Below are 25,028 nucleotides of genomic sequence, written 5' to 3'. Positions count from 1 at the left end.
CGTGCGCGACGGCGTGGGTCGGCTCGGGTGGTCTGTGGGCGTCGTCGGCTCGGGTGGTCGGGCGGGTGAGCGCGCCGCGTCTACCATCCGCCGCTCGTTCCTCGCGGCTCCCGCCAGACCCGCCACGACGCGGCGCGCCCACCCGCCCTCCCGGTGCCGTCTCACCGCAGGCCGTGGCTGCGGCCGCCCTCGCGAGGTAATCCCTGGCGCGAGAGGTAGAGCGTGGGTCCGCGAGGTAGCGCCCCGGTCGCAGGTGAGACGACGCCCCACCCACGGACCAGGGCTCTACCTCGCGGACCAGAGCTCTACCTCGGGGCGATCAGATCAGCGCTCGACCTCGCCGGCGATGAAGGCCTCGAGCTGGGCGCGGCCCTTCGTGTCCTCCATCTGGACCGGCGGGGACTTCATGAAGTAGGTCGACGCCGAGAGGATCGGGCCGCCGACGCCGCGGTCCTTGGCGATCTTCGCGGCGCGGACGGCGTCGATGATGATGCCGGCCGAGTTGGGGGAGTCCCAGACCTCGAGCTTGTACTCGAGGCTCAGGGGGACCTCGCCGAACGCGCGGCCCTCGAGGCGCACGTACGCCCACTTGCGGTCGTCGAGCCACGCGACGTAGTCCGACGGGCCGATGTGGACGTTGCGGTCCTCCGTCTTGCCGGCGAGGGCGCCGGTGAGGTTGGAGGTCACGGCCTGGGTCTTGGAGACCTTCTTGGACTCCAGGCGCTCGCGCTCGAGCATGTTCTTGAAGTCCATGTTGCCGCCGACGTTGAGCTGGTACGTGCGGTCCAGCACGACGCCGCGGTCCTCGAACAGCTTGGCGAGCACGCGGTGCGTGATCGTCGCGCCGACCTGCGACTTGATGTCGTCGCCGACGATCGGCACGCCGGCCTCCTCGAACTTCGCAGCCCACTCCGGGTCGGACGCGATGAACACGGGGAGCGCGTTGACGAACGCCACGCCGGCGTCGATCGCGGCCTGCGCGTAGAACTTCGCGGCCTGCTCCGACCCGACCGGGAGGTAGCAGACGAGCACGTCGACCTGCGCCTCGCGGAGCGTGGCGACGACGTCGACCGCCTCGGCGTCCGACTCCTCGATGGTCTCGGCGTAGTACTTGCCGATGCCGTCGAGCGTCGGGCCGCGCTGGACGGTCACGCCGAGCGGCGGGACGTCCGCGATCTTGATCGTGTTGTTCTCGGAGGCGTTGATCGCCTCGGAGAGGTCGAAGCCGACCTTCTTCGCGTCGACGTCGAACGCCGCCACGAACTCGAGGCTCGACACGTGGTAGTCGCCGAACTGCACGTGCATGAGGCCCGGGACGGTGCTGCTCGGGTCGGCGTCACGGTAGAAGTGCACGCCCTGGACCAGAGACGATGCGCAGTTGCCTACGCCGACGATGGCGACGCGGATGGAGGTCATCCTCGCTCCTTGGTGTTCGAAGTTCCAGGGTCCTCGGGTCGCCGTGCGCCGTCGGGCTCCTGCTCGGGTGGTTCCGCAGGATGCGGGGTGCTGCTGGGTCGTGCGCGGCCGCTCCCTCGGGGATGCCCGAAGGTCCGGTCGCGCTCGGTGGTGATGAGACCGTCGAGCCAGCGCACCTCGCGCTCGACCTGCTCGAGTCCGTGGCGCTGCAGCTCGAGCGTGTACTCGTCGAGCCGTTCGCGGGTGCGGGCCGCGGACTCCCTGACCGCCTCCAGCCTCTCCGTGAGCCGGGTGCGCCGGCCCTCGAGGATGCGGATGCGGGTCTCGGCGTCGGTCTGCGCGAAGAACGCGAACCGGACGTCGAAGCTCTCGTCCTCCCATGCGGCGGGCCCTGAGGAGGCCAGCACGTCCTGGAGGTGTTCCTTGCCCTCGGCGGTCAGCTCGTAGACGATGCGCGCGCGCCTGCCCGAGAGGGCCGGTGCGAGCGCCGTCTGCGCCGCCGTCTGCTCGGTCCCCGTGATGAGGCCGCGCGCGACGAGCGACTTCAGCGCCGGGTACAGCGAGCCGTAAGACAGCACGCGGAACGAGCCGAGCATGATGTTGAGCCGCTTGCGCAGCTCGTACCCGTGCAGCGGCGACTCGTTGAGCAGTCCGAGGATCGCGGTCTCGAGCACCGGTGTCTTGCTGCGCACGATCCCACCTCCTGACTGCCTCACGCCTCGCCGGCCGACCGGCCGAAGAACTCGATGTATCGAGTCGATACATCGAGAGGTTAGGTCCTCCCGAGGTGTCGCGCAATGCCGGCGCGCCGGTGAGACGCGCGTCACGGGGGTCGCGGGGGTTTGTGAAGGACCCGGGGAGGGGCGGGGACGCCCGGGCGAATCAATGGGGCAGCATCGCCCGAACGTCGCCGCAGGCCCTTGTGCGCGGGGGACGACGCCCTATTGTTCAGGGTGGTCCGCCGTGTGCCGGTCCCGTGCCCGACGACGTCCCTCGCCTCAGGCGGGGACGCGGCGTCGGCCCCCGGGCCGGGTCGTGACGGGCCACGAGCGCGCATCCTGCCGCTCTCCGCTTGTCCCCCAGAGGAAGGTAGACCGTGGCGCGATCCACGAGGACGAAGGGACGGACGACCGCCAGCGGGCGCCGTCGCTTCTTCGACTACCCGCGTTCGCGCGTCAAGGGCTTCCGTCGGTGGCTGCCGTCGTGGCGCGTCGTCGTCGGGACGATGCTGACCGGCGTCGCGCTCGTCGCGGGCGTCCTCGTCGCCGCCTGGTACACGACCGACGTCCCGAGGACGCTGCCCGACATCGACAACCAGACGTCCACCGTCTACTGGGGCGACCAGACGACGGAGATGGGTCGGTACGCGGTCGAGGACCGCGTGATCGTCGACTACGCGGAGCTGCCGAAGTACATCGGGGACGCCGTGGTCTCGTCCGAGGACCGCACGTTCTGGACCAACTCGGGTGTCGACATCCGGGGCATCGGCCGCGCCTTCCTGAACAACCTCACGAGAGGCAGCCAGCAGGGCGGCTCGACGCTCACGCAGCAGTACGTCGAGCGGTACTACATGGACACGACCACGGACTACGCGGGCAAGTTCAAGGAAGCCATCCTCGCGCTGAAGATCACGCAGCAGCAGGAGAAGTCCGAGATCCTGGGGAACTACCTCAACACCATCTACTTCGGTCGCGGCGCGCACGGCATCCAGGCCGCGGCGCAGAAGTACTACGGCGTGGACGCCGCCGACCTCACCGTGTCGCAGGCGGCGATGATCGCGGGCATCATCCCGAGCCCGACGAACTGGGACCCCGCGAACAACCACGACCAGGCGGTGCACCGCTGGAAGCGCACGCTCAATCAGATGGAGGAGGACGGGCACATCTCCGCGGCGGACCACCAGGCGGCGCTCGCCGGCGGGTTCCCCGAGGCCGTCGAGTACGCGAAGTCGAACCTCTACGAGGGCCCCACGGGCTACCTGCTCGACATGGTCGAGAGCGAGCTCGAGGCCAACGGGATCCCGAAGGATGCGCTCCAGACCAAGGGATACAAGGTCACGACGACGATCGACCCGGCGCTCCAGCAGGCCGCGGTCGCGACGGCGCAGTCGGTCCCCGAGGACGCGTCACCGAACCTCAAGGTGTCGATCACGTCGATCGACCCGGCCGACGGGTCGATCCGGGCGCTCTACGGCGGTCCGGACGCGGTCGAGCAGCCCTTCAACACGTCGGTCGACGCGCGCGCGCAGGGCGGCTCGACGTTCAAGCCGTTCACGCTCATCGGCGCCCTCGAAGAGGGGCACACGCTCGACGAGCGCTTCGACGGGAACAACGACCTCGAGATCGAGGGTTTCACCGATCCGGTGACGAACTTCAGCGGCGTGCCGTACGGGAACATCGACCTCGTCAAGGCGACGGCGAACTCGGTCAACACCGTGTACGCGGCCCTGAACTCGGAGATCGGCCCGGAGAAGACGGTGGACGTCGCGACCCGCGCCGGGATCCCCGCCGACACCCCCGAGCTCGGGCCCGTCTACTCGAACGTGCTCGGCACCGCGTACCCGCACCCGCTCGACATCACCAGCGCCTACGCGACGTTCGCCGCCCAGGGCATGCGATCGACCCCGCACATCGTGGCGTCCGTCGTCGACGCGCAGGGACGGCTCATCTACGAGGCGCCCGGGGCGGACGACCGCACGAAGGCGTTCGAGCCGGATGTCATGGCCGCCGCGACGTACGCCATGACCCAGGTGGTCGAGGCTCCCGGCGGCTCCGGCAACCCGGCGCAGGCGCTCGAGCGCCCGGTCGCCGGCAAGACGGGGACCTCCAACACCAACCGGTCGGCGTGGTTCGCGGGTTACGTGCCGCAGCTCGCCACCGTGGTCGGGCTCTACCAGGTCGCCGACGACGGTGTCTCCGAGGCGCAGATCACCCCGTTCGGTGGCTGGGAAGAGATCACCGGTGGTACCTGGCCGGTCGAGGCGTGGACGTCGTACATGCAGGCCGCGACGGCGAACATGCCCGTCCAGGAGTTCCCCGCGTACACCCCGCCGAAGAAGCCGCAGCCGACGGAGACACCGACCGAGACCCCGACGGAGACGCCGACCGAGGAGCCCACGGAGGAGCCGCCGCCGGTCGAGCAGCCGGAGAACGTCACCGTCCCGGGCGTCGTCGGCATGGAGCAGGGCGCCGCGCGCTCGGCGCTCCAGGCAGCCGGGCTCAAGGTGCGGGTCACCGAGGAGTTCTCCGACCAGCAGCCGCGCGGGTACGTGCTGAGCCAGTCGTCGATGGCGGAGGTGCCACCGGGCTCGACGATCTCGATCGTCGTGTCGAAGGGACCGGACCCGGCGACCCAGCCGACCGAGGAGCCGACCGAGCCCGAGCCGACCGAGGAGCCGACGGACGGCGGGACGGAGCCGCCCGACGGCGGCGGCGGCAACAACGGCGGTGGCAACAACGGCGGCGGGGGCGGCGGCTGACACCGTCGCGCCTCCAGCCCGCGGATTTCCCGGGCCCCGCCCCGTGCGGGTAGCCTGGGGAGCTGCTGTCCGCGCTGCCGCACGCCCACCTGGGCGAGCGACGTCGTCGGGCAGCAGTGCGCGAGAGCGCACAGCAGTGCATGAGAACCCTCCTGTCACGGATGGACCGTGACCGCGAAGACCAGAGGAGGTGGGTTACCCGCATGCGCCAGTACGAACTGATGATCATCCTCGACCCCGAGATCGAGGAGCGCACCGTCGCCCCGTCGCTCGACAAGTACCTGTCGGTCATCAAGACCGACGGCGGCACCGTCGACAAGGTGGACATCTGGGGTCGTCGCCGCCTGGCGTTCGACATCAAGAAGAAGTCCGAGGGCATCTACGCGGTCGTCGACTTCACCTCGACGTCCGACACCGCCAAGGAGCTGGACCGTCAGCTCGGCCTCAACGAGGTCGTGCTGCGCACCAAGATCCTGCGCACGGACGCTCGCTGACCCTCCCCGCACCCCCTCTCGGCCCTCGTCCACGGGTCGTCCCCACGCCGTAGCGCGTGTGGGCGCCGCGTGATGGGATGGGCCGACGCGCGAGCGGCGAGAGATCGTACGAGTCGAGACACGACGCCGACGACACCGACGAACCACGAAGGAGCAGGCCATGGCAGGTGACACCGTCATCACGGTGATCGGGAACCTCACGGGTGACCCTGAGCTGCGCTTCACCCCTGCGGGTGCGGCGGTGGCCAACTTCACGGTGGCGTCGACGCCGCGGACCTTCGACCGCCAGTCGAACGAGTGGAAGGACGGCGACACGCTGTTCATGCGCTGCTCGATCTGGCGCGAGGCCGCGGAGAACGTCGCGGAGTCGCTGACGAAGGGCATGCGCGTCATCGTGCAGGGCCGTCTCGTCCAGCGCTCGTACGAGACCCGTGAGGGAGAGAAGCGCACCGTCGTCGAGCTGCAGGTGGACGAGATCGGTCCGTCCCTGCGCTACGCCTCCGCGAAGGTCACCCGGGCCCAGCGCTCGGGTGGCGGTGGCGGCGGCAACTTCGGCGGCGGCGGTGGCGGCTTCGGAGGCTCCGGCGGAGCCTCCGGCGGTGGCGGATTCAGCGCTTCCGGCGGCGGTCAGCAGCAGAACGACCCGTGGGCCACGGCAGGCCCCGCGTCGTCCGGTGGTTCGTTCTCGGACGAGCCCCCGTTCTGACCGTCCGCCTCACCCAGAACACCCGACATCTGGTGCCTGACGCCGCGTGAGCGGCCAGGGCGCAGATCGCACCTTGTAGAGGAGCAACACCATGGCGAAGCCTGTGGTGCGCAAGCCCAAGAAGAAGTCCAACCCGCTGAAGTCGGCCAAGATCGAGTCGGTCGACTACAAGGACACCGCGCTGCTGCGCAAGTTCATCTCCGACCGCGGCAAGATCCGCGCGCGTCGCGTGACCGGCGTCTCCGTCCAGGAGCAGCGCCAGATCGCCCGTGCGGTGAAGAACGCCCGCGAGATGGCTCTGCTGCCGTACACGTCGACGGCTCGCTGAGCAGGAAGGGGAAGAACTCATGGCCAAGCTGATCCTGACGCACGAGGTCACCGGTCTCGGTGAGCCCGGCGACGTCGTCGAGGTCAAGGACGGGTACGCCCGCAACTACCTCGTCCCGCGCAAGCTCGCCACGCCGTGGTCGAAGGGCGCCGAGTCGCAGGTCTCCGCGATCCGCAAGGCGCGCAAGACCCGCGAGATCGCGTCGCTCGACGACGCGAAGGCGATCCGCGACTCGCTGCAGTCGAAGCCGGTCGTCGTCGAGGCGAAGGCCGGCGCTGCCGGTCGTCTCTTCGGCGCCGTGACGACGGCGGACATCGCGTCCGCGGTCGCCGCTGCCGGCTCGTCGGTCGACAAGCGCAAGATCGAGATCGGTCAGCCGATCAAGGCGACGGGTGACTACACGGTCTCCGTCCGCCTGCACCCCGAGGTCTCCGCGACCGTCGCGGTGAAGGTCGTCGCTGCCTGATCCCGCAGTACCCCTGAGCCCTCGGGCTCGGACGTCGAAGGCCCGGTCCCTCTCCGGAGGGGCCGGGCCTTCGTGCGTCGCGAGCCCGTGCGCGTCGTCAGCACTGCACCGGCCTCTGGACCTGTGGGGTGCTGACAGCTCTGGGGCCCTCAGGGTTGTCAGCGCTGCGCGGGCTCAGGGACCCGTGAGGTGCTGACACCTCGCGCGGGTCAGGCGGTGCCGGTGACCATCCAGCGCGAGCCGCGGGCGCGGAGCCCGGTGGTCACGGCACGCGCTGCCATGAAGACCCCCGCAAAGGCGAGCCAGAGCCACGCGAGCCCGGCCGCGCCGTCGGGCGCCCAGTGCCGGACGGCGAGAGCGAACGGTACGTAGACGACGAGCGTGAGCATGCCCGCCCAGGCGAGGAAGCGGCCGTCGCCGGCGCCGATGAGGACACCGTCGAGGACGAACACCCAGCCGGCCATGGGCAGGAGCAGGCCGCAGACGGCCATGCCGAGGGCGACGGCGGTCCGCACGTCGGGGTCCGACGTGAAGAGGAGCGCGAACCACCAGCCGCCCGCCGCCATGACGAGACCGAGGAGAGCCCCGGCCGCGACACCCCACTGCAGCGTGCGGCGCAGGACCGCGCGGACGCGAGGGACGTCGTCGGCGCCGAGGCCGTAGCCGACGAGCGCCTGCGCGGCGATGGCGAGCGCGTCCAGCGCGAACGCGGCGAGCCCCCAGACGGAGGCGACGACCTGGTAGCCCGCGAGCGTGACCTCGCCGAGCCCGGTGGCGACGAAGACGGTGAGGAGGATCGCGAGGCGCAGCGAGAGGGTGCGGACGAAGAGCGGCGTGCCCGCGAGGACGTTGGCCCAGATGCCGCCGGCTGCGGGACGCAGGGCCGCGCCGCGGCGTCGGGCACCGCGCACGACGACCGCGACGAGGATCGCGCCCATGCCGAGCTGGGCAACGGCCGTGCCGATGCCGGACCCGGCGATCCCCAGGCCGACGCCGTAGACGAGGACGACGTTGAGCACCGCGTTGGCCGTCGCGCCGCCCGCCGCGACCCACAGGGGCGTGCGGGTGTCCTGGAGCCCGCGGAGCACGCCCGTGGAGGCGAGGACGAGGAGCATGCCGGGGAGGCCGAAAGCCGACCAGCGCAGATACACGACGGCGTGTTCCGCGACGTCGCCCGTCCCGCCCATCGCGCCGACGGCCCAGGGCGCGGTGATCCACAGGAGGCCCGCGAGCAGGATCCCGAGGCCGAGCGCGAGCCACAGCCCGTCGACGCCGGACTGCAGCGCCTCACGCTCCTGGCCGGCGCCGAGGCGTCGCGCGACGGCGGCCGTGGTCGCATACGCGAGGAAGACGCACAGGCCGACGAGCGTGACGAGCAGCGTCGAGGCGAGGGACAACCCGGCGAGCTGTGCGGTGCCGAGGTGTCCGACGACGGCCGAGTCGACGAGGACGAAGAGCGGCTCCGCGACGAGGGCGCCGAGGGCAGGCACGGCGAGGGCGAGGATCTGCCGGTCGAGCAGCGACCGGCGTGTCGTCGGCGTGTCGTCGAACTTTCTTTCGTCCACACCCCTGAGGGTAGTGAAAGGGCTGGTCAGGCGGGCTCCGGCCGCCTGTACACAGGGATATCCCCTCGTTGTCCACATGGTTGTCCACCGGGTGTGCACAGCACGAGGGGGTGTGTCCACAGGCTGCCCCCCGTCTGTCCACCGGCCTGTGCACAGGCACGTTTGCGGTGCCCGGGAGGCGGATCTAGTGTCGCGGGGTCGTGCCTGTCGGATCAGAAGGTGCGGCCACCGGGACAGTCGTGTGGGTGGCCCGCTGTAGAACACGTGTACGACGCGGGCGATGCCCGGGGCGCCCCCGAGAGGGCCGTGTCCCCGGGGGAACGAGGGGCGCATGTCGATCGACGAGCTCGAGGAGAGCTACGGGGGATCCGGTCACTCCGGGTTCGACCGCACGCCGCCTCAGGACGTCGCGGCCGAGATGAGCGTCCTCGGCGGCATGCTGCTCTCCAAGGACGCGATCGCCGACGTCATCGAGCAGATCCGCGGCAACGACTTCTACCGCCCGGCGCACGAGCTTGTCTACGACGCGATCATCGACCTCTACGGTCGCGGCGAGCCGGCGGACGCCATCACCGTCGTCGCGGAGCTGACGAAGCGCGGAGAGCTCCAGCGGATCGGTGGAGCCCCGTACATCCACGACCTCATGGCGGGTGTTCCGACCGCCGCCAACGCCGGGTACTACGCGCGCATCGTGCGCGAGCGCGCGGTGCTGCGCCGCCTCGTCGAGGCCGGGACGCGCATCGTCCAGCTCGGGTACGCGACCGACGGCGGCGACGTCGACGAGATCGTCAACAACGCCCAGGCCGAGGTGTACGCCGTCACCGAGCGGCGGACGACGGAGGACTACGCGCCGCTGTCCGACATCCTGGGCCCCACGTTCGACGAGATCGAGGCCGCGCAGGGCCGCGGCGAGGGCATGACCGGCGTGCCGACCGGGTACTCCGACTTCGACCGGCTGACGAACGGGCTGCACCCGGGTCAGATGATCGTCGTCGCGGCGCGACCGGCCATCGGCAAGGCCCTCGCCCTCGACACGCCGCTGCCCACGCCGTCCGGCTGGACGACGATGGGGGACGTAGCCGTCGGCGACCTGCTCGTCGCGGCCGACGGGACGCCGACCCGCGTCGTCGCCGCCACCGAGGTGATGGTCGGACGCCCCTGCTACGAGGTCGAGCTCGACGACGGCACCGTGATCGTCGCGGACGCCCAGCACCAGTGGGTGACGTCGACCCGTGCGCAGCGTCGCGTGGTGCGCGGTGGCGAGACGCCTGAGTCGTCCGTCCGCACGACCGAGGAGATCGCCGCCACGGTGAGGTGCACCACGGCGGACGGGCGTGTGAACCACTCCATCGCGACGGCGGCCCCGTTGGCTCTCCCGGAGGCCGAGCTGCCGATCCATCCGTACGCCCTGGGTGTCTGGCTGGGTGACGGGAGCTCACGTCGGGCAGAGTTCACCTCTGCCGATCCTGAGATCGCGATGCGGATCGAGGGCCTGGGCTACTCGACGGAGCCGACCGACGACCAGCTGCGTGCCCTCGGTGAGGCGGCGACGTCGCGCATTCCGGAGCCGTACCTGCGGGCCAGCGAGGTCCAGCGACGAGAGCTGCTGGCGGGACTCCTGGACGCGGACGGAACGGTGGACCCCACGGGCAGCGTGCAGATCACGCTGACCAACGGGCGCCTCGCGTCCGAGACGCGGGAGCTGGTGCACACGCTCGGATATCGCACGGGCTGGTCGACGAGGGCGGTGAAGGGTCGGAGCGAGGCGTCATCGACGGCCTACACGATCACCTTCACGACAGATGACGACGTCTTCGCGCTGGAGCGCAAGCGCCTCGTCCACAAGGACCGACGTCGCCCGGGCACCGCGAGGCTGACGTCACGCTTCGTCGTCGACGTGCGGCGGGTCGAGTCGGTGCCGGTGCGTTGCGTCGAGGTCGAGCACCCCTCCCACCTGTACCTGGCGGGTCGGTCGATGGTGCCGACGCACAACTCCGTGCTCGGCATCAACGTCGCGACGCACGCCGCGGTGCACCACCAGATGGCGTCCGTCATCTTCTCCCTGGAGATGAGCCGCAACGAGATCACGATGCGTCTGCTCGCGGCCGAAGCACGGGTCCCGTTGACGCGCATGCGCTCCGGCAAGATGGACGACGGCGACTGGCAGAAGCTCGCCGGCACGATGGGCAAGGTCGCCGAGGCGCCGCTGTTCATCGACGACTCGCCGAACATGTCGCTCATGGAGATCCGCGCGAAGTGCCGGCGGCTCAAGCAGCGCCACGACCTCAAGCTCGTCGTGATCGACTACCTCCAGCTCATGTCCTCGGGCAAGCGCGTCGAGTCGCGACAGCAGGAGGTCTCGGAGTTCTCGCGTGCGCTCAAGCTGCTCGCGAAAGAACTAGAAGTCCCGGTTATTGCCATCTCTCAGCTGAACCGTGGTCCGGAACAGCGCGGCGACAAGAAGCCGCAGATGAGCGACCTTCGTGAGTCCGGCTGCCTGACCGAGGACACGAAGATCCTGCGCGCCGACACGGGCGCCGAGACGACGATGGGAGAGCTGTTCGCCCTCAACGCCAAGGACGTCCCGGTGTGGGCGCTCAACGATCGTCTCCAGTACGTGCGCCGGCACCTCACGCACGTGTTCCCGACGGGCGTGAAGCCCGTCTTCCGGATGCGGCTCGCGTCGGGCAAGGAGGTCGAGGCGACTGCGAACCACCCGTTCCTCACCTACGACGGCTGGACGCCGCTCGGCGAGCTCGAGGTCGGTTCGCGCATCGGTGTTCCGCGCCACGTCCCTGGTCCCGAGCGGAACGCCGAGTGGGACGACCGGAAGGTCGTCATGCTGGCCCATCTCCTCGGTGACGGGTCGTTCGTCAAGCGTCAGCCGATCCGCTACGCCTCGATCGACGAACGAAATCTCACGGCCGTCAGTGAGGCGGCCACGGCGTTCGGGATCACCCCCATCCGTGACGAGTACGCGGCCGCGCGATGCACCACGCTGCGGCTCCCGGCGCCGTACCGGCTCGCCCGTGGTCGACGGAACCCGATCGCCGAGTGGCTGGACGAGATGGGTCTGTTCGGCGCGCGGAGCCACGAGAAGTTCATCCCGACGAGCGTCTTCCACCTGCCGAAGCGTCAGATCGCGCTCTTCATCAAGCACATCTGGGCGACTGACGGCTCGGTGACCGTGAACGAGAACGGACGCAGCGGGCGTATCTACTACGCCTCCACCTCGCGTGAGCTCGTCGACGGCCTGTCGCGGCTCCTGCTCCGGTTCGGCATCTCGACGCGGCTACGCCGGACGACGCTCAAGGGCGACTACCGCCCCGGCTACTCGCTCGACGTCAGCGGTGTGGACGACCAGCGCCGGTTCCTCCAGGAGATCGGCGTGCACGGAGACCGCGGCGACATCGCCGAGAAGCTGTTGGCGATCATCCGGGATACGCGTTCGAACACCAATGTCGACACCGTACCTCGCCAGGTCTGGGAGGACGTGCGCGAGATCCTCGTCGAGCGTGGCATGACGCAGCGGGAGTTCGCTTCGGCGATCGGCACCCAGTTCTGCGGGAGCGCTTTGTGGAAGAACGCACCCTCCCGGCACCGGCTCGGCAAGATCGCGGCGGTGCTCGAGAGCGAGGAGCTCGAGATCATGGCGGTCAACGACCTGCTGTGGGACGAGGTGGTCGCGATCGAGCCGATGGGGGAGAAGCAGGTCTTCGACGCCACGGTGCTCGACGGTCACAACTTCATCGCCAACGGGATCGCGGCGCACAACAGCATCGAGCAGGATGCGGACGTGGTGATCTTGCTGCACCGTGAGGACGCCTACGAGAAGGAGTCGCCGCGTGCCGGCGAAGCAGACCTGATCGTGGCCAAGCACCGTAACGGCCCGACGGACACGATCACCGTGGCGTTCCAGGGGCACTACCAACGCTTCGCCGACATGCAGATGTAGTCGCCCACGGGCATGTCGAGATGCTGTCGAGATGCAGGCTACTTTGACCGATCCTCCGTCTGGTTGAACCGGCGAGATGCCCGCGGCTTGCAGCTTCGCACCGAGGGAGACGCCGCGTGCCCACGCCGGTGGGCGCGGACACGCGGCGACTGGCCGCGTCAGACTGCGCCGATCTGATCGAGCTCTCCGAGGTCTGCGGCGGAGAGGGGGAGGTTGGCGCGCGCGACGTTCTCCCTCAGGTGCGCCACGGACTTGGTGCCCGGGATGAGCAGGATGTTGGGCGAGCGCTGCAGCAGCCAGCTCAGCGCCACCGCCGTCGGCGTCGTCTCCAGTCGTCGTGCCACGGTGGAGAGGGTGGAGGACTGCAGCGGTGTGAAGCCGCCCAGCGGGAAGAAGGGCACGTAGGCGATTCCGTCACCGGCCAGCTCGTCGATCAGCGCGTCGTCGGCCCGGACGGCGAGGTTGTACATGTTCTGTACCGACACGATCGGGGCGATCGATCGCGCCTCACGGACCTGCTCAGGGGTGGCGTTGCTGATACCCAGGTGGCGGATCAGGCCCTCCCGCTGCAGGTCCACGAGGACTCCGAAGGAGTCGGCGATGGGCTCCTGGACGGGGCCAGTGGCGTTGCCCAGCCGCAGGTTGACCACGCTCAGCGCGTCGATGCCGAGGGACTCGAGGTTGTCGTGCACCTGGCGGCGCACGTCCTCGGGTCGTCGGGCGGTGGGCCAGCCACCCTGGGCGTCTCGCGTCGCACCGACCTTGGTGACGACGTGCAGCGAGTCGGGGTAGGGCTGCAGAGCCTCGCGGATGAGCTCGTTGGTGTCCCGTGGCCCGTAGGCATCGCTGGTGTCGATGTGGGTGATGCCCAGGTCGACGGCCTCACGCAGGACGGCGAGGGCGCCGTCGTGGTCGGCGGGCGGGCCCAGCACCCCCGGGCCGGCGAGCTGCATCGCGCCGTACCCGAAGCGGGTGACCGGCAGGTCGCCCAGGGTCCAGGCGCCACCGGGAAGCGTGGTCGAGATGTTCGTCAAGGTGCTGCCTTTCGGATCGGAGCGCTCGGGCGAGCCGCTCGGCATGCCATGATCCGAGCAGTCGGTCACCAGACGGAAGGAGGCACCTCAAAGTGCGTAAGGCACCAGAGGTGTCGGGAGAGGAAGCGATTGTGACGATGACCGCCGCGCAGCAGCGCGCGCTGGCGAAGGTGGAGTACGACGCCTTCCTCGCCACCTGCCCGAGCCGGCAGCTGCTCGACCGGCTCTCCAACAAGTGGGTGACCCTGGTCCTCGCGGCCCTGGGCGACGCCTGCTCGGCGCCCGAGGACGCAGCTCGGCCGATGCGCTTCTCGGAGCTCTCCCGGCGCGTGGCCGGTGTCAGCCAGAAGATGCTCACGCAGACGCTGCGCTCGCTGGAGCGGGACGGCCTGGTGACCCGGACCGTCGTCGCGACGGTTCCGGTCACGGTCTCCTACGAACTGACCGAGCTCGGACTCTCGCTCCAGGAGACGATGCGCACCCTCAAGTCCTGGGCGCAGGACCACATGGACGACGTGTTCACCCACCGAGAGGATTACGACACCCGAGCGGCGTGAGCGAGTCCACGCCGTCCTCCGCTCCGCGTCGCCCACCAGAGGGCGCGTCGGTGCCGTAGGCACAGCACCTCGAGCTCATAGCGGAGGTCAGACGGCGAAGGTCACCCCGGTGAGTCGTTCGCTCTCGGTCCAGAGCCAGGCGCCGACCTCGGGGTCTGCCGCGACTCGTGGGACGTTCGCCGGCGCGGGGGCACCAGACATCTGGTCACGGCCAGCCGGACCGTAGAACGTCCCACCGAGGGCGTCGTCGCTCGTCGCTGCGTACAAGGTCGGCCAGGACGCGCCCTCGGCCGAGCCCATCAGGAGCCGCTCGGCGAGTGAGGTGACCGCACGTGCCACCGGGTTGCCGCCGTGGCGCTGCAGACCGGTCATGGCCGCGCCCGGGTGCACGACGATGGAAGCGACCTTGCGCCCCGCCGCCCTCGCTCGCCGATCGAGCTCGAGGGCGTAGACCGCGTTGGCTCGCTTGGACTTCGCGTACGCGCCCATGGGGCGGTAGCGGACCTCGCTCTGGAGGTCGCGGAGCCTGCCCGACGGCCAGCGTGACGCGATCGCGGTGACCGTCACGACGCGTGCGGAGCGGGAGCGGAGCACGGCCGGCCAGACCTGCGCGTCGAGTGCGAAGTGGCCCAGGTGGTTGGTGCCGAACGTCGTCTCGAACCCGTCTGCGGTCGTGGTGCGTTCGGGCAGGTTCATCACCCCGGCGTTGTTGATCAGCAGATCGATGGTCTCGTGCTGCGCGATCCGGGTTGCGGCCTCGCGCACCGAATCCAGGTCCGCGAGGTCGACGACGACGGTCCCCAGGACGGCCGACGGCGCGGTCACGCGGATCGCGTGGGCCGCTTCGACAAGCTTGACCTCACTGCGCCCGGCGAGCAGGACTCGCGCACCGCGCTCCGCGAGAACACGGGCAGTCTCCAAGCCGATACCGCTGTTCGCCCCTGTCACGAGGGCGGTGCGACCAGCCTGATCGGGGATGTGTTTCGGGGTCCAGCGCTTCATCGACGACTCCTTACTGAAGGTTCATTCACTAACTCTCCGAGAATGGGGCGCAGTGGCTCGCTTGTCAAATGAACGTTCAGTTATTAGGTTGGACGTGTGACGTCGGAACCACGCACGAGGGACCCCGAGGCAAAGCGGACGCGGCTGCTCGAGGCCTCACTCCGTGAGTTCGCCGAGGTCGGGCTCGCCGGTGCCCGGGTCGAGCGCATCGCCCGTCGCGCGAAGATCAGCCCTGGCCTCGTGTACTCGTTCTACGCCGGCAAGCAGGAGCTGTTCGACGGCGTCTTCGACGAGGTGGTCCACCGGACCGTCTCCGAGGTTCCGATCGACGCCGACGACCTTCCGGAGTATGCGGCCAGGCTGCACGACGCGAACCTCGCGCATCCCGAGGTCGTGCGGTTCCTCACCTGGTACCAGCGCGAACGGGGCGCCGCCGCGCAGCGTGACACCGTGACGGAGTCGATGCGGGAGAAAGTCCGCACGATCGCGGCCGCACAGGAACGCGGCATCCTCACTGGAGAGTTCAGCGCAGAACAGGTGCTGGCGCTCGTGCTGACGATCGCCACCATGTGGGTCCAGCAATCCGAGGACGTCACGGCCCTCGTCCCCCCGGCGGCGCAGCGCCAGACGATCAAGGACGCCGTGGCTCGCCTCACCGCGCCTCAGGACGTGTCTCCGTGACTGTCCCGGACGCATCGCCGCCCGTTCTTGCTCCGTGGGTGTAGCCCACGGGGAGTCGTGCCGGTGGCCGAGCATGCCCCTCGCGCGTCGAGAGGCGTGCATCAAGCAGGACCCGAGAGGAACCACCCGGCGCCACGCGACCAACGACGCCGGACCTGCGACTCGGCCGCCAGGGACGGCAGGGTCAGCGCACCGGACCGACCAGGCTGCCGAGCAGCATCCCCGTCCCGGCCAGCACCCCGAGCCGGTACCGCGACGTGCTCATGAGACCAGCGCGAGACGCTTGGTGAGCCGGGTGACCTGATTGCGCGGACCGTGCAGGATGACGCCCACGTACTCGATCTCCTCGCTCGGTGTCGCGGCCAGCGCCTCCTCGTACTCCGGGTAGGTGCGCGAGCGGCGCGCGACCTCGTTGAAGCCGACGACGGTCAGGTCCTCGCGCGCGGCCGCGGCCGCGTGGAGCTCGGCGAGCTGGTCCCCGGACGCGGCCAGCGTGGGGACGGGCACCGGGTTCAGCCCTGCGTGCGTCGCCCCGGATGCGTCCGGCCCGTCGGGCGCGACGGAGTCCGTCAACCGTCCACCCAGGGCCAGACCCAGTACCGCCGCGGCGTTCGCCGCGTGCGCGCGCGACAGGTCCTCGCGAAGCACCAGAACGATCTTCAGCATGTGCATCCTTTCCACCCAGGAGCATTCATTCGACCAGCAGGACGGCAACACACTAGACACCTGAAACCAGGTAAGAGCGCTGCCGGCGAATTTCGTTCGGCGAGGAGAGGTAGCCTCGACGCGTGGACGAACTTGATTCGGCGATCATCACCGAACTGCAACGAGATGCACGGCAGACCAATCGTGAGCTCGCCCGGCGCCTGGGCGTCGCGCCCTCGACCTGCCTCGAGCGCGTGCGCGCGCTGCGCGCCCGCGGGGCGATCCTCGGCTACCGGGCCGTCATAGCGCCCGCGACCTTGAACCGCGGCGTCGAGGCGTTCGTCTCCACCCGCCTGCGCCCGCTCAGCCGTTCAGTCATCGACTCGTTCAAGGCCGCCACGATCGAGATGCCCGAGGTCCTGGCCGTCTACGTCATCGCCGGCGAAGAGGACTTCCTCATCCATGTCGCCGTCCCCGACCTCGCACGGCTCCACGACTTCCTCGTCGACCGCCTCAGCCAACGCCGCGAGGTCCTCAGCTTCCGAAGCCAGATCGTCTACCAGAGCGCGCACAAGGAAGTCATCGAACGCCTCCCCGAATAGGACCCTCCGGTTCTGGCACCACCAGGTGCTACCTCGTTCGCTCTCCGAGGCCTGTGCGACGAAGCGTAACCACCGTCACCGTCGACGGGTGCGTCGACGGTGACGACGCCCTTCATCAGGCGCGTCCGCACGAGCCCTCGACCGTGCTTCCGCGGCCCGCTTCGCGCGGCGATCCGCCCATGCAGCGATCGTCGCTTCGACGTCCCGCGGCATGGTGACCAGGGGCGGCCCGGCGGCCGGCTGGTAGCGGCCGCGAAGCACTCGCCTGTTGAACTCCTCGATCTCGTGACGCACGTCCGCCTCGCTCCACATCTCGTCGAGGCGTTCATCCAGTGCGGCGTCTTCCTTGCGCAGCTGGAACGAGGCCGGCAGCAGCACGAGCCTCTCGCGCTTCAGGAGGTTCTTCAGCCACCAGACGGGGTCGTGGCGGTCAGGCATGTCGAGGGGTTTGCCGCTGCCGGGCAGGTTGTCGAACTCGCCTCGTTCGATCGCCCTCCGAACATGCATGTCAGCCAGCAGCGCGATCGCCACCTCGTCGTCGATGGCGACCGCGTACGGGTTGAAGAACGCGGGTGGTGGGTGCGGGTCAGCCATCGTCGCTCCGTCCCGTGGTGTGCACACGCCTGGTTTGCCATACGCTTGTATTGTGTCACGCGTATTGCCAACGCGAGGGGGAACGGTGCCGAAGCTCGTGGACCACCAGGAACGACGCGAGGTGATCGCGCACGCACTGTGGCGGGTCGTCGACCAGCACGGCTGGACCCGGGCGACCCTGCGTGAGGTCGCCCGCGAGGCGGGCGTCTCGCTCGGGCAGCTCCAGCACTACTTCGTGTCCCGTGCGGCGATGCTGACCTTTGCGATGGAGTTCGCCGCAGACCGGACCGCCGACCGGGTCGCGGGCGGGCTGGCCGGGCTCGACCAGCCTCCGCACCCCAGGGACGTGCTGCGCGTGGTGCTCGCCGAGATGTTGCCTCTGCATCCCGACGCCCGTGCCTCGTCCCGGATGAGCGCCGCGTATGTCCTCGAGGCGCTGCACGACCCGGCACTGCGCAGGCAGGTGGCCCTCGGGCTCCGTGACGGTCGCGCCATGATCGAGCGCCTCGTCCGACAGGCGATCGCGCAGGGCCAGATCGCCCCGGACAGTGACCCGGACATCGAGACAGATCTCATCCTTGCGCTGACCGGGTTCGCTCCCCTGCTCGAGCTCGAGGTGATCGAGCCCCAGGCCGCGCTGGCTGCCATCGACCAGCATCTGAGTCGCCTCTTCACCGAGGCGTCGTCCCCGCGCCCGAGACAAGGACGCGCGGTGACGTCTGCGTAGGACACGCACGATCGCGACCCCCGCCGGTCCATAACCCCGGCGGGCTTCGTGGCTGCCGGCGCGAGCAGGGTGGCGGACGTGACGAGGCACCCGCCGGCCTCGTCCAGAGGCCGGCGGGTGCCGGGTCAGTGCGCTCGGGCGGCCTCGACGTTCAAGACCTTCGAGAGGATCGAGCGATCCAGGAGATGGTCAGGAGCAGGTGAGCTCGTCGTGGTCGAGGTCGAACGTCGAGGTGACGTCCTCGCCGTCGACCGTCCCCGTACCCGTGACGGTCACCGAGCCGCTCGCGACCGAGGTCGAGCGCACTCCGAACGCCTGGTACGCGTTCGTGCCGGGGTCCACGTCCGCGAACTCGCGGGTGCCGAAGGGCGTCGCGAGGGTCACGTCGACCGGTGAGTCCTCGCCGTTGGTCGCGCGGACGGCGAGGTAGGCCTGGCCGGCGATGCACCGCGGCTGGACCTCGGCGTCGAGGTCCAGCTCCGGCTGTCCGCCGCTCGGCGTGCCGTAGATCTCGAGCTCGTAGAGGGAGAAGCCCCACTGCGTCGCGCGCTCCGTGGCGTAGAGGCGCACGTGCCGGCCCGTGCCCGAGACGTCCAGCTCGTCGAAGAAGCCGTCACCGTCGGTGACGGTGTGCACCGTGGTCCAGGTCTCGCCGTCCGGCGAGGTCTGGATCTCGTACCCAGACGCGAACGCGGTCTCCCAGTCGATCACGACGCGGTCCAGGTCGTAGTCGGCGCCGAGGTCCACCGCGATCCACTCGGGTTGGCTCCATGCGCTGCCCCACCGGGTGCCGGCGTTGCCGTCCACCGCCATCTCGGCCTCGTGGCCGGGCTCGTCGATGCTGGAGGCCGTCACCGGCCGGCCGAGAGCCAGCGACTCCTCGTCGTCGCCGCCCCCGCCGCCATCGTCGTCGGACAGGTAGCAGCGCAGGTACTCGTAGGACTCCGCCGAGGTCTCGAAGGACGGCGCCCAGTCCCACTCGTAGGTGTAGTACTCGACGTTCGGCTCGGCCGCGGCGATGATCGCCGGGAGGTCGATGTCACCGTTGCCGAGCGCGACCTGCCGCATGTCGCCCTCCGCGTCGACGTTCACGGCGTCCTTGATGTGGAGGTGCTCGATGCGGTCCCCGTACTCCTCGATCCACGCCGGGACGTCGATGCCGGCGTCGGCGGCCCAGCCGACGTCGAGCTCGAACGTCACGTAGCGCGGGTCGGTGTTCTCCTCGATGACCTGCCAGGCGCTGACCATCTCACCCGTCTCCGGGTGGGGGTACCGCGTGGTGAGCTCGCTCTGGTGGTTGTGCAGCACCAACTTGCCCGCGCCGTTGGCGGTCGAGTACTCGCCGAGCTGGTTGGCGTACGCCGCGGTCGCGAGCGCTTCGTCGTAGGTGCTGTAGCCGCCCGCCATCCCGCCGGTCCCGATGTAGTCCTGGCCCAGTGCGACGGCGTAGGCGACGGTCTCGGGCCACGTGTCCCAGCTCGTGCTGCCGTGGCTCGACGACACCTCGAGGCCGTGCTTGTCGAGGATCGCCTGGTACTCCGCGGCCGGCATCGAGTAGGGCTGGTTGTACGGCTCGACGTTGGTGAACCCGGCGTCGGCGACCTCGCCGAGCACGCGGTCCAGCGTCTCCGGCGACGGTGTGCCGGAGGACCCGAGCTCACCGACGTGCGTGTACAGCTGGATGGAGATCTTGGAGTCGGGGATCCCCATGTCCTCACCGCACGTCGGGGCCCCTGTGGTGGTTGGTGGTGGCTCGGCGTCGGTCGGCGCCGCCAGAGCCGGGGTCGCGGCGAGCGTGGCTGCGAGCATCGCGCTGCCGGTCAGTGCCGCGCTGAGGCGCCGCGTTCGAGACGAGAGGTGAGAGTTCTGCATGGGACTCCAATTGACAGCGTTGTCTTTTAGGATGGCGATCATGCGACTTCTGACTGGAGGGTATGCAAAAGCACGGTAATGGTCGGTCGGTAGGACGTCAAGGCGCGGCCCTGCCGTGTCGGTCTCCGGCGACCTCACGGCATGACGTGGGCTATTCGTCAGCCACGGTTTCGCCCTCGCCTCGCAGGAGCTCGTCGCCATGGTCGACCGCCCAGGCGGCGAGGGCGAGCAGAGGCCCGTCGTGCATGCTCTGCCCCAGGGTCGTGAGTGCGTACACGACTCTCGGTGGCGACTCACGGTGGCGTCGGCGCTCGACGAGTCCCCAGCCGACGAGCCGGGCGAGCGACTCGGTGCGCGGCTTGTCCTGCATGCCGCCGATCTTGTCCTTCAGGTCGACGCGGCGCTCTGGTCCTTCGCCGAGGGCAGCGAGGACCACCGGGTCCCATCGGTGAGTCAGGACGTCGGTCGCCGCCCGCACACGGCAGTCGGCGACAAAACCGTGGTCCGCCGTGCTCATGCACCCACTCTGCGCCGTCCTGACGCACCATCCGGTGCGCAACGCCGTCCCTAGGTTCGTGTCACGACGTCGAGCACGGCGTCCGTCAGGTCGAGGGAGGTCGTCGGATGCGGATCGGGATCCTGGGGACGGGCGCGCTGGGGAGCACTCTCGCGCGGGGTTGGGTGGCCGCGGGGCACGACGTCGTCGTCGGTGGGCGGTCCCGCCCCCAGGCGGACGAGATCGCCGCTCGACTCGGGTCCCGCGCGTCGAGCGCTTCGTTGTCGGGCGCGGTCCGTGACGTCGACGCGGTCCTCGTGGCGATCACCTGGACCGGGGTCGAGGACGTGCTCGACGCGGTCGACGCCCGGCGCGGCAGCCTGGCGGGCACCGTGGTCGTGGACCCGACCAACCCGGTCGAGCACGGAGTCGGCGAGCATCTCCTCCCGGCCGGCTCGGTGGCGCAGGTGATCTCCTCGTCGGCGCCCGGTGCCTCCGTCGTCAAGGCGTTCAACCTGCACCCGGCCCAGACGTGGACGGCGCTCGCCACGGGGGTCACGGTGCCCTACGCGACCGACGAGGAGGACGCGTCGCCGATCGCCGCGGAGCTCGTCAGCAGCCTCGGAGCGACGGCGCACCGGATCGGAGGCATCGATCGCGCGCGCCAGCTGGAAGAGCTGGCAGGGGCGGTGATCGCGCTCGCCGCGGCGGGCATCGATCCGCAGTCCGTCGTTCCCGGTGCCCACCGCGTCACGGAGATCCCGTAGCGGACGTACCCGAAGCCTCGGAGGAGAGGTTACGACGGGTCGTCCTCGCCGAGCGGCGTCGTCGCGGCGTCCTGCCCTCGGGAAGGGGCCGCGCGATCGAGGGCGGCGGCGGCAGTCGCTTCCCGATCGCACCGCGGAGCCCAGCGCCGAGGAGAGATCCGGACGGCTTGGTACGGCAGCCGCCGTCGAGCCGGCGTACGGGATCCAGACCCTTCGGTGACTGCCTGGGAGCCGCGGCGTGGGGGCGCCGCGGGCTCCCGGCGCGTCACGAAGGTCGCCAGCCCTCGTCCTCCCGGATGGCCCGCAGGATGCGCTGCGTGATCTCCCGCAGCTGGCGGGTCTGCCGCTCCGTGAGGCGGTCGAGGACGAGCCGGTGGACGGTCTGCACATGGCCGGGGGTGGCGTCGTCGACCTTCGCCTGCCCGAGGTCGGTGAGGGCGGCCAGGGTGTAGCGCCCGTCGGCAGGATCTGGCGTGCGTCTCAACCACCCGTGCGACTCCAGCCGGGTCGCCGCGCGCGACAGGCGCGACAGGGTGCTGTTCGCGTAGCCGGCCAGCACGCTCATCCGCAGCGTGCGATCCGGGGCCTTGGCGAGGGCGTACAGGACCCCGTACTCGAAGTGGGACAGGTGCGCGTCGCGCTGGAGCTGTGCGTCGAGGGCGGACGGCAGCCACTCCAGGACCGTCGCGACGCCGGCCCAGGTCTCGAGGTCCTCGCCCGTGAGCTCGGTGGGGACGACGGCGGGGGCGTCGGAGTCGCGCATGGCGGTCAGCGTACGCGAGGGGGCAGCTCGAGCGCTCAGGACGTCACTTGCTCAGGAAAGTCATGCGGGCTACCGTTCACTTGCTTGGGCAAGCGAATGCGCTCGTTCTCGAGCCCTCCTCGGGCGCGAGCAACGACACGCGGTGGCCCGACGCGCGACACACGGTGCATCGCGCACGAGACGCGGAGCACGACATGGCGCAGGGGAGCAGAGAGGCAGGAACGATGGATCTGGACCTGGCGGGCAAGAGAGCCTTCGTCAGCGGCTCGACGCAGGGCATCGGCTACGCGATCGCGGAGGCGTTGCTCGCGGAGGGGGCGACCGTCGTCGTCAACGGACGCAGCGAGGACGGGGTCGCGGCCGCGGTCCGGAAGCTGGAGGCAGCCGTCCCGGGTGCCGCGGTGTCCGGGATCCCGGCGGACTTCGCGGACCCCGAGCAGGTCCGGCACCTGCTCGGGTCGCTCGGCGAGGTGGACGTCCTGGTGAACAACGTGGGCGTCTTCGAGATCGGCGCCTTCGAGGAGATCTCCGACGACGACTGGCAGCGCTACTTCGACGTCAACGTCATGAGCGGCGTGCGCCTGTCTCGGCACGTGCTGCCGCGCATGCTGGCCCGGGGCTGGGGTCGGGTCGTCTTCCTGAGCAGCGAGTCCGGGGTGAACGTCCCCGCCGACATGACGCACTACGGCACGACCAAGGCCGCGGTGATCGCCCTGGCCAGCGGGCTGGCGAAGCTGACCCGGGGGACCAGCGTCACGGTGAACACCGTCCTCGGCGGACCGACGTACTCCGACGGCGTCGCCCGGGCCGTCGAGGACGTCGCACGCGCCCAGGGGCTGCCCGTGGATCGTATGAAGAGCGCGATCGAGACGGCGAACCAGACGTCTCTGCTCCAACGCTTCATCGAGCCCGTCGAGATCGCTCGCCTCGCCACCTACCTGGCCAGCCCCGTCTCGTCCGCCACCAACGGCGCCGCCCTGCGTGCGGACGGAGGAGCTCTCACGGCCGCACTCTGAGGACCCTGGACGGTGTCGACCCGCCGCCCACGCTGACGCGCCCGAGCGGTCGTGACCGGCCTACGGTCCGGTTCAGGCGCCGCGTCGGGCCTCGACGAGGTGGCGGTTCGAGTGCGCGACGAACGGGGTGGTCGTCGTCCCGTCGGTGCGCGCGCCGGCGCGCAGCCGGGCGTCGAGCTCCTCGAGGACGTCGGCGTAGCGGTCGACCGAGAAGCCCGGCACCCACCACACGCACTTGCGCAGGAGCCACACGACCGCGCCGACGTCGTAGAGCTCCATGCGGCACCTCGCCGTGCGCAGCTCGACGACGTCCAGGCCGGCCGCGCGAGCCTGCTCGGCCTCCACGAGCGGGTCCCGGTCCGCGCGAGCCTCGGGCTGCGGGCCGAGGAACAGCTCGATGAGCTCGAACACGGAGGCGGGTCCGACGTGCTGTGCGAGGTACGCACCGCCGGGCCGCAGCACCCGGTGGATCTCCGACCACGGCGGGGCGACGGGATGGCGGGCCGTGACGAGGCTGAAGGAGGCGTCGGCGACCGGGAGCGCGCCGTCGTCGGGCGAGACGACGAGGGCGCCCCAGGGAGCGAGGCGCTCGCGGGCGAGGACGGCGTTCGGCGCCCAGGTCTCCGTGGCGACCAGCCTGGTGGGCGTGGGGTCGGCGCGTTCGTCGGCGTGACTCAGCGCCTCGGCCAGGACCTCGCCGCCCCCGGTGTCGAGGTCGAGCGCCGAGTCCGCCGCGGCGAGGCGGTGGGACAGGAGGGAGGCGAAGCGCCACGGCGGGCGCTCCTCGGTGGCGCGGCCGTCGAGCCAGCCGAACCCCCAGCCCGTGACGTCCGCCTCCACGGCTTCGGTGATCAGCTCGTCGTAGGGGCGCACCCGCGCATCGTCGCGCACCCGGTGGGAGGGCGCCCAGCGGATTCTTCCCCGGCGCACGGGACGGGCACTCGTGGAAAGCGCTTGCCCATCCGTCTCGAGCATGGCAGGATCGGGCGTCGCACAGGTGGCACGCAGGTCGTGGCACGGTAGGGGTGCGGACCGCACGCTCGAGGAGGAGAGGCGACGATGCCGACTGTCGCACTGGTCACTGGTGGGAACCGCGGGATCGGGCTCGGGATCAGCCGACGCCTGCTCGCGGACGGCTTCGCCGTCTCGATCCTGGCGACGCGCGAGGAGCCCACCGACGTGATCGCGGAGCTGCGCGAGCTCGCGGGTGACGACTCGCGCGTGCGGTACGTGCGGGGGTCGGTCGCCGACCTGGACGACCACCGCCGGTACGTCGCGGACGCCGTCGACACCTGGGGCCGGCTCGACGTGCTGGTCAACAACGCGGGCGTCGCGCCGAGCGTGCGCGCGGACCTGCTGGACGCCACGGCGGAGTCGTTCGACCGCGTCCTCGGTATCAACCTGCGCGGGCCGTACTTCCTCACGCAGGAGTTCGCACGCCGCGTGATCGAGCTGCGCGGGCCACTCGACGAGCTGCCGGAGCCGCCGTCCGGTCCGGTCGCGACGGTCGTCAACGTGTCGTCGATCTCGGCCACGACGGTCTCGACCAACCGCGGTGACTACTGCATCTCCAAGGCGGGCGTCGGCATGGCCACGCAGCTGTGGGCGGCGCGCCTCGGGCCCGAGGGGGTCGTGGTGTACGAGGTGCGGCCCGGCGTGATCGCCACGGACATGACCGCGGGCGTCACGGCGAAGTACGACGACCTCATCGAGCAGGGTCTCGCCCCGATCAACCGCTGGGGGCGCCCGGCCGACGTCGCGGGCGCCGTCTCGATCCTCGCCTCCGGCCAGACCCCGTACTCGACCGGCGAGGTGTTCCACGTCGACGGCGGCATGCACATCCCGGTCCTGTGAGGGGAGCACC

24 protein-coding genes are annotated in these 25,028 nt (G+C 70.2%); 13 read left to right on the top strand and 11 right to left on the bottom strand.

Translation table 11 applies throughout. The annotated features are described in order from the left end of the window. Positions 1 to 324: 324 nt before the first annotated feature. Positions 325 to 1,416, bottom strand: a complete 1,092-nt coding sequence (locus V5D56_RS03895; protein ID WP_435737757.1) for an inositol-3-phosphate synthase — start codon at positions 1,414 to 1,416, stop codon at positions 325 to 327. Continuing rightward, the gene (locus V5D56_RS03890) at positions 1,413 to 2,108 is read right to left on the bottom strand and encodes a helix-turn-helix transcriptional regulator (protein ID WP_435737756.1); all 696 of its coding nucleotides are present in this window, start codon (positions 2,106 to 2,108) and stop codon (positions 1,413 to 1,415) included. Before V5D56_RS03890 ends, V5D56_RS03895 begins: the two co-directional genes overlap by 4 nt. 404 nt (positions 2,109 to 2,512) lie before the next feature. Between V5D56_RS03890 and V5D56_RS03885 the strand changes: the two genes are divergently transcribed. The 5 genes from V5D56_RS03885 to rplI all read left to right on the top strand — a co-directional run bounded on the left by V5D56_RS03885 (position 2,513) and on the right by rplI (position 6,888). Further along, on the top strand, positions 2,513 to 4,894 hold the full coding sequence (locus V5D56_RS03885; RefSeq protein WP_435737755.1) for a transglycosylase domain-containing protein: 2,382 nt from the start codon (positions 2,513 to 2,515) through the stop codon (positions 4,892 to 4,894). Between the two features lie 203 nt (positions 4,895 to 5,097). Next, positions 5,098 to 5,388 carry a 30S ribosomal protein S6 gene (gene rpsF / locus V5D56_RS03880; protein ID WP_435737754.1) on the top strand — a complete coding sequence of 97 codons (291 nt, stop codon included), beginning with the start codon at positions 5,098 to 5,100 and terminating at the stop codon, positions 5,386 to 5,388. Between the two features lie 160 nt (positions 5,389 to 5,548). Next, a complete protein-coding gene (locus V5D56_RS03875; RefSeq protein ID WP_435737753.1) occupies positions 5,549 to 6,094 on the top strand; it encodes a single-stranded DNA-binding protein in 546 nt (181 codons plus the stop codon). Positions 6,095 to 6,185: 91 nt separating this feature from the next. After that, positions 6,186 to 6,422, top strand: coding sequence for a 30S ribosomal protein S18 (rpsR, locus tag V5D56_RS03870; protein ID WP_021481584.1), 237 nt, complete (start codon positions 6,186 to 6,188; stop codon positions 6,420 to 6,422). A 19-nt stretch (positions 6,423 to 6,441) separates the two neighbouring features. After that, positions 6,442 to 6,888, top strand: coding sequence for a 50S ribosomal protein L9 (rplI, locus tag V5D56_RS03865; protein ID WP_435737752.1), 447 nt, complete (start codon positions 6,442 to 6,444; stop codon positions 6,886 to 6,888). Between the two features lie 209 nt (positions 6,889 to 7,097). Here rplI and V5D56_RS03860 read toward each other — a convergent pair whose 3' ends face one another. Further along, positions 7,098 to 8,453 carry an MATE family efflux transporter gene (locus tag V5D56_RS03860; RefSeq protein ID WP_435737751.1) on the bottom strand — a complete coding sequence of 452 codons (1,356 nt, stop codon included), beginning with the start codon at positions 8,451 to 8,453 and terminating at the stop codon, positions 7,098 to 7,100. Between the two features lie 331 nt (positions 8,454 to 8,784). On the opposite strand from V5D56_RS03860, the gene V5D56_RS03855 reads away from it, so the two are divergent. Then, positions 8,785 to 12,408 carry a replicative DNA helicase gene (locus tag V5D56_RS03855; protein WP_435737750.1) on the top strand — a complete coding sequence of 1,208 codons (3,624 nt, stop codon included), beginning with the start codon at positions 8,785 to 8,787 and terminating at the stop codon, positions 12,406 to 12,408. Positions 12,409 to 12,566: 158 nt separating this feature from the next. Here the strand turns inward: V5D56_RS03855 and V5D56_RS03850 are convergent, their stop codons facing one another. Then, on the bottom strand, positions 12,567 to 13,442 hold the full coding sequence (locus V5D56_RS03850) for an oxidoreductase (RefSeq protein WP_435737749.1): 876 nt from the start codon (positions 13,440 to 13,442) through the stop codon (positions 12,567 to 12,569). 137 nt (positions 13,443 to 13,579) lie between these two features. Here V5D56_RS03850 and V5D56_RS03845 point away from each other — a divergent pair, with 137 nt between their 5' ends. After that, on the top strand, positions 13,580 to 13,999 hold the full coding sequence (locus V5D56_RS03845) for a winged helix-turn-helix transcriptional regulator (RefSeq protein WP_435737748.1): 420 nt from the start codon (positions 13,580 to 13,582) through the stop codon (positions 13,997 to 13,999). A gap of 87 nt (positions 14,000 to 14,086) precedes the next feature. On the opposite strand, the gene V5D56_RS03840 is transcribed toward V5D56_RS03845, so the two are convergent. Beyond that, positions 14,087 to 15,001, bottom strand: coding sequence for an oxidoreductase (locus V5D56_RS03840; RefSeq protein WP_435737747.1), 915 nt, complete (start codon positions 14,999 to 15,001; stop codon positions 14,087 to 14,089). Between the two features lie 96 nt (positions 15,002 to 15,097). Here V5D56_RS03840 and V5D56_RS03835 point away from each other — a divergent pair, with 96 nt between their 5' ends. Then, the gene (locus V5D56_RS03835) at positions 15,098 to 15,682 is read left to right on the top strand and encodes a TetR family transcriptional regulator (protein ID WP_435737746.1); all 585 of its coding nucleotides are present in this window, start codon (positions 15,098 to 15,100) and stop codon (positions 15,680 to 15,682) included. Positions 15,683 to 15,943: 261 nt separating this feature from the next. Here V5D56_RS03835 and V5D56_RS03830 read toward each other — a convergent pair whose 3' ends face one another. Then, positions 15,944 to 16,348 (bottom strand): DUF2000 domain-containing protein, encoded by a 405-nt coding sequence (locus tag V5D56_RS03830; RefSeq protein ID WP_435737745.1) that lies wholly within the window; start codon positions 16,346 to 16,348, stop codon positions 15,944 to 15,946. A gap of 122 nt (positions 16,349 to 16,470) precedes the next feature. Here V5D56_RS03830 and V5D56_RS03825 point away from each other — a divergent pair, with 122 nt between their 5' ends. After that, on the top strand, positions 16,471 to 16,929 hold the full coding sequence (locus tag V5D56_RS03825; RefSeq protein ID WP_435737744.1) for an Lrp/AsnC family transcriptional regulator: 459 nt from the start codon (positions 16,471 to 16,473) through the stop codon (positions 16,927 to 16,929). Between the two features lie 75 nt (positions 16,930 to 17,004). On the opposite strand, the gene V5D56_RS03820 is transcribed toward V5D56_RS03825, so the two are convergent. Further along, the gene (locus V5D56_RS03820; RefSeq protein ID WP_435737743.1) at positions 17,005 to 17,523 is read right to left on the bottom strand and encodes a DUF1992 domain-containing protein; all 519 of its coding nucleotides are present in this window, start codon (positions 17,521 to 17,523) and stop codon (positions 17,005 to 17,007) included. A gap of 97 nt (positions 17,524 to 17,620) precedes the next feature. Between V5D56_RS03820 and V5D56_RS03815 the strand changes: the two genes are divergently transcribed. After that, positions 17,621 to 18,250 (top strand): TetR/AcrR family transcriptional regulator, encoded by a 630-nt coding sequence (locus V5D56_RS03815; protein ID WP_435737742.1) that lies wholly within the window; start codon positions 17,621 to 17,623, stop codon positions 18,248 to 18,250. Between the two features lie 189 nt (positions 18,251 to 18,439). Here V5D56_RS03815 and V5D56_RS03810 read toward each other — a convergent pair whose 3' ends face one another. Both V5D56_RS03810 and V5D56_RS03805 read right to left on the bottom strand, forming a co-directional pair. Further along, on the bottom strand, positions 18,440 to 19,960 hold the full coding sequence (locus tag V5D56_RS03810; protein WP_435737741.1) for a discoidin domain-containing protein: 1,521 nt from the start codon (positions 19,958 to 19,960) through the stop codon (positions 18,440 to 18,442). A gap of 313 nt (positions 19,961 to 20,273) precedes the next feature. Next, positions 20,274 to 20,639, bottom strand: a complete 366-nt coding sequence (locus tag V5D56_RS03805) for a winged helix-turn-helix transcriptional regulator (protein ID WP_435737740.1) — start codon at positions 20,637 to 20,639, stop codon at positions 20,274 to 20,276. Positions 20,640 to 20,746: 107 nt separating this feature from the next. Here V5D56_RS03805 and V5D56_RS03800 point away from each other — a divergent pair, with 107 nt between their 5' ends. Further along, positions 20,747 to 21,385, top strand: coding sequence for an NADPH-dependent F420 reductase (locus tag V5D56_RS03800; RefSeq protein ID WP_435737739.1), 639 nt, complete (start codon positions 20,747 to 20,749; stop codon positions 21,383 to 21,385). A 265-nt stretch (positions 21,386 to 21,650) separates the two neighbouring features. Here the strand turns inward: V5D56_RS03800 and V5D56_RS03795 are convergent, their stop codons facing one another. Continuing rightward, the gene (locus V5D56_RS03795) at positions 21,651 to 22,148 is read right to left on the bottom strand and encodes a MarR family winged helix-turn-helix transcriptional regulator (RefSeq protein WP_435737738.1); all 498 of its coding nucleotides are present in this window, start codon (positions 22,146 to 22,148) and stop codon (positions 21,651 to 21,653) included. A gap of 224 nt (positions 22,149 to 22,372) precedes the next feature. Between V5D56_RS03795 and V5D56_RS03790 the strand changes: the two genes are divergently transcribed. After that, positions 22,373 to 23,164, top strand: coding sequence for an SDR family NAD(P)-dependent oxidoreductase (locus V5D56_RS03790; protein ID WP_435737737.1), 792 nt, complete (start codon positions 22,373 to 22,375; stop codon positions 23,162 to 23,164). A gap of 72 nt (positions 23,165 to 23,236) precedes the next feature. On the opposite strand, the gene V5D56_RS03785 is transcribed toward V5D56_RS03790, so the two are convergent. After that, on the bottom strand, positions 23,237 to 24,037 hold the full coding sequence (locus V5D56_RS03785; protein WP_435737736.1) for a class I SAM-dependent methyltransferase: 801 nt from the start codon (positions 24,035 to 24,037) through the stop codon (positions 23,237 to 23,239). A gap of 186 nt (positions 24,038 to 24,223) precedes the next feature. On the opposite strand from V5D56_RS03785, the gene V5D56_RS03780 reads away from it, so the two are divergent. Beyond that, complete coding sequence (locus V5D56_RS03780; protein ID WP_435737735.1) at positions 24,224 to 25,018, top strand: 3-ketoacyl-ACP reductase; 795 nt, start codon at positions 24,224 to 24,226, stop codon at positions 25,016 to 25,018. Positions 25,019 to 25,028 lie beyond the last annotated feature (10 nt).

The organism is Cellulosimicrobium sp. PMB13 (assembly GCF_051294865.1).
Taxonomy (GTDB): Bacteria; Actinomycetota; Actinomycetes; order Actinomycetales; family Cellulomonadaceae; genus Cellulosimicrobium.
The sequence above is the reverse complement of the archived record's forward strand: the minus strand, read 5'-3'. Positions and strand labels throughout refer to the sequence as shown.